Annotated in this window: 11 protein-coding genes and 1 pseudogene; 7 read left to right on the top strand and 5 right to left on the bottom strand. The window is 65.4% G+C overall.

Annotation, left to right across the window (positions count from 1 at the left end):
- Positions 1-425, bottom strand: a 425-nt coding sequence (locus BST40_RS04850; RefSeq protein WP_089025008.1) for a PE family protein, incomplete at its 3' end; no start/stop codon positions are given.
- A 601-nt stretch (positions 426-1,026) separates the two neighbouring features.
- Between BST40_RS04850 and BST40_RS04855 the strand changes: the two are divergent.
- Positions 1,027-1,299 (top strand): annotated as a pseudogene (locus BST40_RS04855) (adenylosuccinate lyase); the annotation flags it as partial.
- Positions 1,300-1,364: 65 nt separating this feature from the next.
- Positions 1,365-1,913: a hypothetical protein gene (locus tag BST40_RS29260; RefSeq protein WP_131808307.1), complete on the top strand. Its 549-nt coding sequence runs from the start codon at positions 1,365-1,367 to the stop codon at positions 1,911-1,913.
- A 508-nt stretch (positions 1,914-2,421) separates the two neighbouring features.
- On the opposite strand, the gene dmpG is transcribed toward BST40_RS29260, so the two are convergent.
- The 3 genes from dmpG to BST40_RS04885 form a co-directional block, all read right to left on the bottom strand.
- Positions 2,422-3,462: a 4-hydroxy-2-oxovalerate aldolase gene (dmpG, locus tag BST40_RS04870; protein ID WP_083044218.1), complete on the bottom strand. Its 1,041-nt coding sequence runs from the start codon at positions 3,460-3,462 to the stop codon at positions 2,422-2,424.
- Complete coding sequence (locus BST40_RS04875; RefSeq protein ID WP_075547654.1) at positions 3,459-4,385, bottom strand: acetaldehyde dehydrogenase (acetylating); 927 nt, start codon at positions 4,383-4,385, stop codon at positions 3,459-3,461. The genes dmpG and BST40_RS04875 overlap by 4 nt, the downstream gene beginning before the upstream one ends.
- Positions 4,386-4,722: 337 nt before the next feature.
- On the bottom strand, positions 4,723-5,508 hold the full coding sequence (locus BST40_RS04885) for a 2-keto-4-pentenoate hydratase (protein ID WP_075547653.1): 786 nt from the start codon (positions 5,506-5,508) through the stop codon (positions 4,723-4,725).
- Between the two features lie 83 nt (positions 5,509-5,591).
- On the opposite strand from BST40_RS04885, the gene kstD reads away from it, so the two are divergent.
- Together kstD and BST40_RS04895 are read left to right on the top strand one after the other, a co-directional pair.
- Positions 5,592-7,298, top strand: coding sequence for a 3-oxosteroid 1-dehydrogenase (gene kstD / locus BST40_RS04890; RefSeq protein WP_083044448.1), 1,707 nt, complete (start codon positions 5,592-5,594; stop codon positions 7,296-7,298).
- Entirely contained in the window at positions 7,288-8,148 is an 861-nt protein-coding gene (locus BST40_RS04895) for a MaoC/PaaZ C-terminal domain-containing protein (protein ID WP_075547652.1), read from the top strand. Before kstD ends, BST40_RS04895 begins: the two co-directional genes overlap by 11 nt.
- A gap of 67 nt (positions 8,149-8,215) precedes the next feature.
- Here BST40_RS04895 and BST40_RS04900 read toward each other — a convergent pair whose 3' ends face one another.
- Positions 8,216-9,055 carry a hypothetical protein gene (locus tag BST40_RS04900; protein ID WP_083153624.1) on the bottom strand — a complete coding sequence of 280 codons (840 nt, stop codon included), beginning with the start codon at positions 9,053-9,055 and terminating at the stop codon, positions 8,216-8,218.
- 150 nt (positions 9,056-9,205) lie between these two features.
- On the opposite strand from BST40_RS04900, the gene BST40_RS04905 reads away from it, so the two are divergent.
- The 3 genes from BST40_RS04905 (at position 9,206) to BST40_RS04915 (ending at position 11,514) form a co-directional block, all read left to right on the top strand.
- On the top strand, positions 9,206-9,463 hold the full coding sequence (locus BST40_RS04905; RefSeq protein ID WP_075547664.1) for a ribbon-helix-helix domain-containing protein: 258 nt from the start codon (positions 9,206-9,208) through the stop codon (positions 9,461-9,463).
- Positions 9,460-9,891: a type II toxin-antitoxin system VapC family toxin gene (locus BST40_RS04910; RefSeq protein WP_075547650.1), complete on the top strand. Its 432-nt coding sequence runs from the start codon at positions 9,460-9,462 to the stop codon at positions 9,889-9,891. Before BST40_RS04905 ends, BST40_RS04910 begins: the two co-directional genes overlap by 4 nt.
- Positions 9,892-10,074: 183 nt before the next feature.
- On the top strand, positions 10,075-11,514 hold the full coding sequence (locus BST40_RS04915) for a PE family protein (protein WP_083153625.1): 1,440 nt from the start codon (positions 10,075-10,077) through the stop codon (positions 11,512-11,514).
- The last annotated feature ends 17 nt before the right edge of the window (positions 11,515-11,531 follow it).

The following is an 11,531-nucleotide window of genomic DNA, read 5'->3' on the forward strand; positions in this document are numbered from 1 at the left end:
TTGCCGTACAACCACCCGCCGGCCCCGCCGGCCGCCCCCGACCCCGCCGTCGCGTTGGCGCCGTTGCCGATCAGCGGGCGCCCGGTAGCCGCCAGGAAGGGCGCGTTGATCGCGTTGAGCAGCGGACTGGTTATCGACGCGGCGCTGGCGGCCTCGGCGGCCGCATAGGAGCCCGCGCCCGCGGTCAAGGCCTGCACAAACTGGTCATGAAACACCGCGGCCTGCGCACTCACCGCCTGATAGGACAGGGCGTGCGCGCCGAAGACCGCCGCCACCGCCGCCGACACCTCATCAGCGCCCGCGGCCAGCACCGCCTCGATGTTGCCTGCCGCCGCGGCGTTGGCCGCGCTGATCGTCGAACCGATACCCGCCAAATCCGTCGCCACCGCCGCCATGAAATCCGGCACCGCGATCACAAACGCCATGGGACACCTCCCAACCTGTCATGACCCAATGAGCCAGGACGACCCGGGAGATGCCCGGGTCACCGTCGACCCTTAGGGCAGGAGCGGATCATACCGCAGTACGGAATGCGAAATCCCGATTTCGCATTGATCACCCAAATGCCCGCGGAGCCCTATTCGTTGCCTCGAATGAGAATGCCCGCCCACGACGCGTCGTCCAAAAAAACTGAGCGTGGTTCGGCGCCGCAGGCTTGGAATTGACGACGGCAGAGCGCAAGGCCGTAACGAAGGCGGTCGCGGGCCCGCCACAAGCGGGGGACCGGGCCCGGCAAAGCGAAGTTAATCGATGAGTCGTGTGCCACCACGCCGTGCCATCGCGATCATCCACGCAAGGCGCTGCGTGGTTCCTCGCGACAACGAGCGGTCCGCCAACGGCCGCCGCGACTACCCAAGTACGGACCGAAAGTCATTGCGGCGCTTATCTTCTGCTGGGTGACGCTCGGACCTGGGGTGAGCTGGTTGTCAGACTATGCCGCTTTGGCGAGCTGGCGAGCTGGACATCGATGGGGAACGCGGTCAGGGAATCAAATCGGGGCGCCACGCGACCGTAAGCTGTGTCCTTGTGAGCATTCCGAACGTGCTGGCCAGCCGCTACGCCAGCGCCGAGATGGTCGCGATCTGGTCCCCGGAGGCCAGCGTGGTCGGCGAACGTTGGCCGTGCGGCGGGCACAGGCCGAATTGCACCCGAATTGGACCCGAATTGGATGTAGCCATCCCGCAGGCCGCGATCGCCGACTACGAGCGCGCCCTCGAAGATGTCGACCTGGAGTCGATCGCTGCCCGAGCACGGCCGCTGCGCCATGACGTCAAGGCCAGTATCGAAGAGTTGTATGCGTAGCAAGCGGCCACACCGGCATCCGGCACCTGGCGGTGGAACTGGTTGGGAATTAAGGATTGTCCATGAGCAAACTTGCGATGATCTTCACGGCAGCAGTTCTCGTCGCCGGTTGCCACAGCCATAACCAACCAGCACCCAGCGCCGGTACAACGGCGGCCAGCGCCGCGTCTGGGCCACCGACCTCCAGATCCTCGACGTCCAACACGCTCCGCGGAGCGACTGCCACCCTGTCCGCCAACTACCCCACCGTCGATGACGTCTTCACCAACACCGTCACCGGGAAGGTTCCAGTTAGTTGGCCCAAGGGAACGCTGTATGCAACACGTGGTCCCATGGTGCAGGTGCTGGCCAGCTTCGACGTCGCGGATACCACAGTGACCGAGACGTTCCTGACGACTGCGAGCTTGGCAGTAGGGACGTTTAACGGACCCGTTTACACATTCAAAGGCGCGCCAGTCATCACGAACGTCACCGTGGACCCCGGCAGTGACCATGAAGTCGACCCGGTCAACATCTCGTTCACCGCCGACTCCATTAGCGTCAACGACTCGGGTATCCACGTCACCGACGGCGCCAAACAAATCCTCCGTGTGGAGTTCTCGACGTTGTAACCCTCGGGTAGTCGGGCACGGGATCCACAGCTCCTCGAAAGGGCAACCCACAGTTGAGCTTTGACGGGTTGCACACTGCGTGCTGTCAATCTGGCCAGGGCGGAGTCGTGGTGTGCTACGAACAGGTGTTGCCGCTGTTTGCAGCCCGGTTGAACTCGTGGCTTGCCGATCCGGCCCGCCGATGTCGAGCCGTCACCCGATGTGAGCGGTGCCAGCGACCGGAACCCTGTCGAAAGCGGCGGATAACCACCATTTCTCCGTGCGCAATATGTCGGTCCATTCATAGAGCGTGTCGCGCGACCGCGCGCACGGCGCCTGGGAGTTGGCCAGAGCCGGCAGGTCCGGTGCGAAGACCGTCAGCGTCAAGGTGGCCGCGGCACCGCCGCCTCCAACATCGGCCCGAACCCGCAAAGAATTGATCTCTGGCGGCAACCCCTACAAAGACGTTAGTCGGGAGGCCGACAAGCTATCCGGAATTCCATCCAATCCGAATTAATTAACAAGACCGTTAATGTGTGACGACCTCGCCGCTTTCTTGCTCACGCTTTATTTCCAAAGCGATATCGATCAGCTGGTCTTCCTGACCGCCGATCAGCTTGCGCTGACCTGCTCGATACAGCAGCGCCGACGCCGGCACACCGTAGCGCTCGGCCTGACGGACGGCGTGCTTGAGGAAGCTCGAGTAGACCCCCGAGTAGCCCATGATCAGCGCGTTGCGGTCCAGCAGACATTCGGCGGGCATGGCCGGGCGCACCACGTCTTCGGCGGCATCGGCGATGTCGAAGAAGTCGATGCCGGTTTTCACCCCGATCTTGTCGAACACCCCGATCAGCGCCTCTACCGGGGCGTTGCCCGCGCCGGCGCCAAAACGCCGCACGCTGCCGTCGATCTGCTTAGCGCCGGCGCGCACCGCCTCCACCGAGTTGGCCACCCCCAGGCCGAGGTTTTCGTGGCCGTGGAAACCCACCTGGGCGTCCTCGCCGAGCTCGGCGACCAGGGCCGAGACGCGGTCGGCCACCCCGTCGAGCACCAGGGCCCCGGCCGAGTCGACGACGTAGACGCACTGGCAGCCGGCATCGGCCATGATCCGGGCCTGGGCGGCCAGCTTTTCCGGCGAAATGGTGTGGGCCATCATCAGAAAACCGACGGTTTCCAGCCCCAACTCGCGCGCCAGCCCGAAATGCTGAATGGACACGTCGGCCTCGGTGCAATGAGTGGCGATCCGGCAGATCGACCCGCCATTGTCCTGTGCCTCTTTGATGTCGTCCTTGGTGCCCACCCCGGGCAACATCAAGAACGCGATCCGCGCCTCTTTGGCCGTCTCGGCCGCCAGCTTGATCAATTCCTGCTCGGGAGTTTTGGAGAAGCCGTAATTGAACGACGATCCGCCCAGCCCGTCCCCGTGGGTCACCTCGATGACCGGCACCCCGGCGGCATCCAGGGCCGCCACGATGGCGCCGACCTCCTCTTTGGTGAATTGGTGACGCTTGTGGTGCGACCCGTCGCGCAACGACGTGTCCGTGATGCGGACATCCCAGATGCTGGTCATCGCGTGCCTCCGGTAACCGAAAGTGTCACATCTTTGCTCTTGCGGGCGATCTCCTCGCCGACCTTGGTGGCCGCCGCGGTCATGATGTCGAGGTTGCCGGCGTACGGCGGCAGGTAATCCCCGGCGCCCTCCACCTCGACGAACGTGGTGACCACCGCCTGGCCGCCCGAGTTGAGCGACGGCTCGTCAAACTGCGGCTCGTTGAGCAGCCGGTAGCCCGGCACGTAGGTCTGTACCTCAGCCACCACATCGTGGATGGACTTCGCGATCGCGTCCCGGTCGGCGTCCTCGGGGATGGCGCAGAAGATGGTGTCGCGCATGATCATTGGCGGGTCGGCCGGATTCAGGATGATGATCGCCTTGCCGCGGGCGGCTCCACCGATGGTCTCTACTCCGCGTGAGGTGGTCTTGGTGAACTCGTCGATGTTGGCCCGGGTGCCCGGGCCCGCCGATACCGAAGCCACCGACGCGACAATTTCCGCATATGGCACTGTCACGACCCGCGACACCGCATACACGATCGGGATCGTCGCCTGACCCCCGCAGGTGATCATGTTGACGTTCGGTGCGTCCAGGTGTTCACGCAGGTTGGCCGGTGGAATCACCGCCGGGCCCACCGCTGCCGGCGTCAGGTCAATGGCCCGGATCCCCGCGTCGGCGTACTTCGGTGCGGCCGCCTTGTGCACGTAGGCGCTGGTGGCCTCGAACACCAGGTCGGGTTTTTCGGGCTGCTCCAACAACCAGTCGACCCCTTTGTGACTGGTCTCCAGACCAAGCTTGCGGGCCCGCGCCAAGCCTTCGCTTTCCGGGTCGATGCCCACCATCCAGCGCGGTTCCAGCCACTCCGAGCGCAGCAGCTTGTAGAGCAGGTCGGTGCTGATGTTGCCCGACCCCACGATCGCCACGCTTGCCTTAGACGGCATGTTGCTCCTATCTCTATGGTCGCGACCCGCCGCGCCCGGCTTCGCCGCGCTTGCGATCGCTCCTATCTCTATGGTCGCGACCCGCCGCGCCCGGCTTCGCCGCGCTTGCGATCGCTCCTATCTCTATGGTCGCGACCCGCCGCGCCCGGCTTCGCCGCGCTTGCGATCGCTCCTATCTCTATGGTCGCGACCCGCCGCGCCCGGCTTCGCCGCGCTTGCGATCGCTCCTATCTCTATGGTCGCGACCCGCCGCGCCCGGCTTCGCCGCGCTTGCGATCGCTCCTATCTCTATGGTCGCGACCCGCCGCGCCCGGCTTCGCCGCGCTTGCGATCGCTCCTACTCGAATGCCAACCGGACCGAGCCCAGCCCGGCGAATTCGGCGACGAAGTCGTCGCCGGCATGGGCGTCGATCGCGCGCGTGCACGATCCGGGCAACACGATGTCGCCTTGCCGCAACCGAACCCCGAAGCTGTCCACCTTGCGGGCCAGCCAGGCCACGGCGGTGACCGGATTGCCCAGCACCGCATCGCTTCGGCCCGCAGCGACCACCTCACCGTTGCGGATCAGCGTCGCCTCGATGGCCGTGACGTCGATATCGGCGGGAGACACCCGCGCTGCGCCCAGCACGAAGCCCGCCGAGGAGGCGTTGTCGGCAATCGTGTCGCACAGCGCGATCTTCCAGTCGGTGATCCTGGTGTCGATCAACTCGATCGCCGGCACCAGGGATCCGGTCGCGGCCAGCACGTCGTCCTCGCTGCAGTCCGCGCCCGGCAGGTCCGCCGACAAGATGAAACCCACCTCGACCTCGACCCGCGGATACAGATATCTGGCCGCCTTGACCCGCGTGTCCTCGAACACCTGCATCTCGTCCAGCAGATGCCCGTAGTCGGGCTCGTCGACGCCCATCATCTGCTGCATGGCCTTGCTCGACAGCCCCACTTTGTGGCCCAGCACCCGGGCGCCCTCGGCGACCCGCTGGCGAATGTTGATCAGCTGGATCTCGTAGGCGTCGACCACGTCCATGTCGGGGTGGGCGGCGGTCAGCGGAGCGATCGGCTCACGGCTGCGCTCAGCTTGCGCCAAGTCGGCGGCCAGCTCGTCGCGGGTCGCAACAGTGAGCATTTACCGAAGTCCCCTCGTCTTGCCGACCTCATGGTGACCGGGTCAGTAGCGCCCGACCCGGGCAATTCTATAACGTGTTCTACATGACAGCACAGGACTACGACGTCGTCGTGGTCGGGAGCGGTGGCGCCGGTATGGTGGCAGCGCTAACCGCCGCGCACCGCGGTCTTTCGACAGTAATCGTCGAGAAGGCCGCGCACTACGGCGGATCGACCGCGCGCTCGGGCGGCGGCGTCTGGATTCCCAACAACGAGGTACTCAAGCGCGCCGGCGTCCGCGACAGCTGCGAAGCGGCCCGCACCTATCTGCACGGCATCATCGGCGACGTGTCGAGCAGCGGGGTCGAGCCGGAGCGCATCGACACCTACCTCGAGCGCGGGCCCGAGATGCTGTCCTTCGTGCTGAAGCACACCCCGTTGAAAATGTGCTGGGTGCCAGGCTATTCCGACTACTACCCCGAGGCGCCCGGTGGCCGCCCGGACGGCCGCTCGATCGAGCCGAAGCCGTTCAATGCCCGCAAGCTCGGTCCCGACGAAGCCACGCTGGAACCTGCTTACGGCAAGATTCCGCTGAATGTTGTTGTGATGCAACAGGACTACGTGCGTCTCAACCAGCTGAAGCGGCACCCACGGGGTGTGTTGCGCAGCCTGAAGGTCGGTGCCCGCACCACCTGGGCCAAGGCCACCGGCAAGCATCTGGTCGGCATGGGGCGCGCCTTGATCGGCCCGCTGCGGATCGGGCTGCGGCAGGCCGGGGTTCCGGTGTTACTCAACACGGCGCTCACCGACCTCTACGTCGAAGACGGGGTGGTGCGCGGCGTGTACGTCCGTGACGCCGGCGCGTCGGAAGCTGCCGAGCCGCAGCTGATCCGGGCCCGGCGCGGAGTGATTCTGGCGTGTGGCGGTTTCGAGCACAACGAGCAGATGCGGGTGAAGTACCAGCGCGCGCCCATCACCACCGAATGGACTGTCGGCGCCAAGGCGAATACCGGCGACGGCATTGTCGCCGGCGAAAAGCTAGGTGCGGCACTGGATCTGATGGAGGACGCGTGGTGGGGCCCGACGGTGCCGCTGGTGGGCGCGCCATGGTTCGCGCTGTCGGAACGCAATTCGCCCGGGTCGATCATCGTCAACATGTCCGGCAACCGGTTCATGAACGAATCGATGCCCTACGTCGAGGCCTGCCACCACATGTACGGCGGCAAGTACGGGCAGGGTCCTGGACCAGGTGAGAACATTCCCGCCTGGCTAGTTTTCGACCAGCAATACCGCGACCGCTACATCTTTGCCGGACTGCAACCGGGCCAACGTATTCCGCGTAAGTGGCTGGATTCCGGCGTGATCATCCAGTCCGACACGCTGGAGGAACTGGCCACCAAAGCCGCCCTCCCGGTCGACCAATTCATCGCGACGGTCCAGCGTTTCAACGGCTTTGCCCGCTCTGGCGTCGACACCGACTACCACCGCGGGGAAAGCGCCTACGACCGCTACTACGGTGACCCGACCAACAAGCCCAATCCGAACTTGGGCGAGATCCGGCACGCACCCTACTACGCCGCCAAGATGGTTCCCGGAGACCTGGGCACCAAAGGCGGTATCCGCACCGACGTCCACGGCCGAGCGCTTCGCGACGACGGCAGCATCATCGACGGTCTTTATGCCGCAGGCAATGTCAGCTCGCCGGTGATGGGACACACCTACCCGGGCCCGGGCGGCACCATCGGGCCGGCGATGACCTTCGGCTACCTGGCCGCCCTGCATATCGCTGGAGAGCGCCAACATGCCGATTGACGTCGAAGTCGCACTGAACGCCGAACTGGATCCGGTCGAATTCACTTGGACCAGTAGCGATGTCCAGCTCTACCAACTGGCATTGGGTGCCGGGTCGAACCCGATGGACCCGCGCGAGCTGCGGTACTTGGTCGACGACACCCCGCAGGTGCTGCCGACTTTCGCCACGGTGGCCGCCACCTTCCATGCCACCAAACCGCCCACCGTCCGGTTCCCCGGCATCGATATCGAACTGAGCAAGGTGCTACACGCCAGCGAACGGGTGGAAGTGCCCGGGCCGCTGCCGCCGTCGGGCTCCGCGCGCGCCGTCACCCGGTTCACCGATATCTGGGACAAAGGCAAGGCCGCGGTGATCTGGAGCGAGACGAGGGTGACCACACCCGACGGCGAATTGCTGTGGACGCAGAAGCGGTCGATCTACGCCCGCGGCGAGGGGGGATTCGGCGGCGAACGCGGCCCGTCAACCTCGGATGCCCCGCCGGAGCGCGCACCTGATCTGCAGGTCGCGATGCCGGTGCTGCCGCAGCAAGCGCTGCTCTACCGCTTGTGCGGTGATCGCAATCCGCTGCACTCTGACCCCGAATTCGCAGCTGCCGCAGGCTTTCCCGCGCCCATTCTGCACGGGCTGTGCAGCTACGGCATGGCCTGCAAGGCCATCACCGATGCGCTGCTCGACGCGGACGCCACGGCGGTAGCCGCCTACGGCGCCCGCTTCGCGGGCGTGGCGTACCCCGGCGAAACGCTTCAGGTCAACATGTGGAAAGACCAGGGCCGCATCGTTGGCGGCGTTGTCGCGCCGTCGCGCGACAACGCCGTCGTGCTCAGCGGCATCGAGCTGGTGCCCGCCTAGGGCGTGTCTACTCTTTCGCCTGGGCGTGACCGCAGCGTCACGTTCGAGGCCGCGTGTGACTGCAGCGTCACATTCGAAGCGCACGGGCAGCGCGGACGCGGCGAAGAATCTCAGCGGGCCGATCACCCGCGACTACCCTGACCACGGTCCAGCCGCGACGGTCGACCAATTCCAGCCGTCGAACATCCCAGGTGTACTGTCGCCTATCAGTGCGATGTTGCTCGCCGTCGTACTCGACCGCGACTTTGACGTCCTCCCAACCCATATCGAGGTAGGCATTAGCATCGCCGAACTCGTTGAGCACCGGAATTTGCGTTTGTGGCCGCGGTAACCCTCCCTGCACCAACACCAACCGCAGCCACGTTTCCTTCGGGGATTGTGCGCCCGCGTCGACGAGATCGAGCGAGACACGAGCACGCCTCAGTCCACGACGCCCACGGTGTCGGGCGGCCAGCAACTCTACGTCGGCCACCTTGAACTCGGTCGCGCGGGCAAGGGCGTCGAGAGCGGCGACCGCTGCTGTCGTTGGATGCCAGCACGCGAGGTCAAGAGCAGTACGCGCGGGCGTCGTAATCGGAATGCCGTCGATCAGTTGGATCTCGTCATCCTCAAGCCGGTCGCCCCAAATTTGCAGGCCCGGCAACGGGTGACGGTTGTCGTGAATGATGTCCACTGGCCGGTCCTCGTCCACCCAGCTACTGCCATGCAAAGCCACGGCGGTGAAACCCGCGACGACCCCGCGGCGCTTCGACCAGAGCCAGGCCGCGCGCGCCCGCACCGCCTGCGTAAGCTCGGTTCCTTCGCTGACATAGACGTCGCGAAACACCCGCGTATAGCGACGCCGCAACTGGCTAGCTGACGTGATGCCCGCCGCCACTGCCTCACTGCCGACAAAGGGTTCCCCCATGAAACGAGCAGTGTGCCAGCGACCACCGACACGACCGCCAGCGTGACGCTGCAGTCACATTCGAACCCGAACGTGACTGCAGCGTCACGCCCGCAAACCCCGTGCACTAGCGCATCATGACAGCATCACTGGTGACGCTATGATTGCATGATGCGGACCACCGTGACGCTGGATCCAGATGTCGTCGCTGCGCTACAGCACGCAGCCCGTGAGCGGGGCTTGTCGTTCAAGGCGGTGCTGAACGACGCGGTGCGGCGTGGATTGAGTGGTGCACCCACCCGTCGCGCCTATCACACGCCGAGTCGCGACCTTGGACTGCGGGCGGGAGTCGACATCGACAAAGCGTTGGCGTTGGCCGCGGGAGACGAGGACGCGGAGACCTTGCGCAAGCTTGCGCTGCGCAAATGAAACTGCTTGACCTTAACATCCTCATCTATGCAATCGACGAGTCGACGGCTCGTCACAAGGCGGCACGCGAGTGGCTGGATGACACGTTGTCGGGTTCGGCGACCGTCGCTTTCGCCTGGCACGCCCTCGTCGGTTTTGTCCGGTTATCCACCCGCGCAGCGATATTCGAGCGGCCCTTGACCGTCGACGAGTCCTTCGACGTCGTCGCCGGATGGTTGGCCCAACCGTGTGTCACGGTTGTACATCCCACGGATCGCCACGCAGCCGTCCTTCGCGGCTTGCTTACTCCGCTTGGTACGGCGGGAAATCTGACCAGCGACGCGCATCTGGCCGCTTTGTCTATCGAGCACGGCGCCGAACTGTGTTCCACCGACGTCGACTTCAGTCGCTTCTCAGGTGTGCGGTGGACCGATCCGCTACAAACGTAGACCCACGCACACCAGACCAAGCATCGTCATCACCGACGGGCCGTCGCCCCGAGCCCCGCGCGGCGTAATGGCTTCGCATAGGCCACCAGCGGGGATCTCAAACCGGCCATCGACGTTCGAGAACCTGGATACCATTTCCTAGCTGTCCTGACGTTGTCGGGCCATCGGGGATTGGAGCGGCCGATGTCGTCGTACGTGATCACGGCGCCCGAGGCTATTGCCGTGGCATCGGGGGATCTGACCGGAATCGGTGAGGCGATCAAAGGGGCCGCCGCTGCGGCGGCGCCCTCGACGACCGGACTTATCGCGGCGGCCGGTGATGAGGTGTCGGCGGCCATCGCGAGTCTGTTCGGCGGCTACGCCCGGGAGTTCCAGGCGCTGAGCGCGCAGACGACGACGCTGTTTCAGGCCGAGTTCGTGCGTGCGTTGACCACGGCGGGGGTCGCCTATGCGGCCGCTGAGGCCGCGAATGTGTCACCGCTGCAGACGCTGGCGCAACAGGCCGAGCGACTGGGGGTTTTCGCGCCCGTCGAGCGGCTGATCGGCCACCCGCTGTTCGGTAATGCAAACACTGGCAGCAATCAGCCCGCCACATTGCTGAACACAGCCACCAACGAGGCGGGCCTGTCCGGGGCGGTGAACTACGCCGCCACCGAGGCCCTCGCTGCTCCGGCCACCAACGGGGTGACCGGGGTCAAGTCCGGCTTCTCTTTCCTGCAGATTCCGATCGGCCCGTCCTCCTTCCTGGGCTTTACCATTCCTCAGTTCAACTACCCCGCCCCCGCGCACTGGTACTTCCCGACGCAGGCGGACGGTTCGGTGAATGCCACCGGTGTCATCTATCTGCAGCACGGCTTCGGGGCGATAGGTTGGTTCTACGAGCCGCTGGCCGTGCAGTTGGCGCAGCAGACCAACAGCGTCGTGGTCGTTCCCACCGTGCCGTCAATTCCGTTGCCGTTCGGCCTATGGATCGGCAGCCCGCAGATGCAGCAGGGCGTGGCGTCGTTGTTCCTCGGACCGGAAGCGGCGCTGAACATCAGCGCGAACCAGGCCGGATACCAGGGCACGCTACCGCAGGATTTCATCCTGTCAGGACACTCCGCCGGTGGTGGCCTCGCCACGATCGCCGCCGGCAACTACCTCGCAGACCTCGGGGCGAACACCAACCAGCTGCGCGGGGTGGTGATGTTCGACGGGGTCGCCAACAACGCCACGGCCTTCGCGGCGGCGATAGCCAACCTGCAGTCGGCGAGCGTCCCCGTTTATGTGGTGGCAGCGCCACCCCAGCCGTGGAACGCCTTCGGTGGCACCACGAATCAACTGGTCAGTCTGTACCCGGGGCAGTTCGTCGGGGTCGAGATTGTCAACGGCTCGCATGTCGATTCGATGCTGGGCGGAAATCCCTTGGTCGACTTCGCCGCCCAGCTGCTGACTGGTTTCTCCCCGCCCGGCGCCACCGCCGCGGTGTACACCCTGTCTTCGGGTTGGATCAACGACATTTACGCCGGGGCAGGCCCGCTCAGCCCGATGTACGGCGTCTACGGGCCCACCGGCGGCTACGTCGCCCCCGGCGGCCAAGCGATCTTTCTGGGCCGGGCCAGCGGGATCGTCCTGCCGGCGTAATCACCGGGGTCAGGTAC

It is taken from the genome of Mycobacterium persicum, from assembly GCF_002086675.1.
In the GTDB taxonomy this organism is placed as follows: Bacteria; Actinomycetota; Actinomycetes; order Mycobacteriales; family Mycobacteriaceae; genus Mycobacterium; species Mycobacterium persicum.

Coding starts and splice junctions, on each gene's coding strand:
- BST40_RS04905 (WP_075547664.1), top strand. CDS start 9,206: ATGCGGACCACCGTGACGCTGGATCCAGATGTCGTCGCTGCGCTACAG.
- BST40_RS04900 (WP_083153624.1), bottom strand. CDS start 9,055: ATGGGGGAACCCTTTGTCGGCAGTGAGGCAGTGGCGGCGGGCATCACG.
- BST40_RS04915 (WP_083153625.1), top strand. CDS start 10,075: ATGTCGTCGTACGTGATCACGGCGCCCGAGGCTATTGCCGTGGCATCG.
- kstD (WP_083044448.1), top strand. CDS start 5,592: ATGACAGCACAGGACTACGACGTCGTCGTGGTCGGGAGCGGTGGCGCC.
- BST40_RS29260 (WP_131808307.1), top strand. CDS start 1,365: ATGAGCAAACTTGCGATGATCTTCACGGCAGCAGTTCTCGTCGCCGGT.
- BST40_RS04910 (WP_075547650.1), top strand. CDS start 9,460: ATGAAACTGCTTGACCTTAACATCCTCATCTATGCAATCGACGAGTCG.
- BST40_RS04885 (WP_075547653.1), bottom strand. CDS start 5,508: ATGCTCACTGTTGCGACCCGCGACGAGCTGGCCGCCGACTTGGCGCAA.
- dmpG (WP_083044218.1), bottom strand. CDS start 3,462: ATGACCAGCATCTGGGATGTCCGCATCACGGACACGTCGTTGCGCGAC.
- BST40_RS04875 (WP_075547654.1), bottom strand. CDS start 4,385: ATGCCGTCTAAGGCAAGCGTGGCGATCGTGGGGTCGGGCAACATCAGC.
- BST40_RS04895 (WP_075547652.1), top strand. CDS start 7,288: ATGCCGATTGACGTCGAAGTCGCACTGAACGCCGAACTGGATCCGGTC.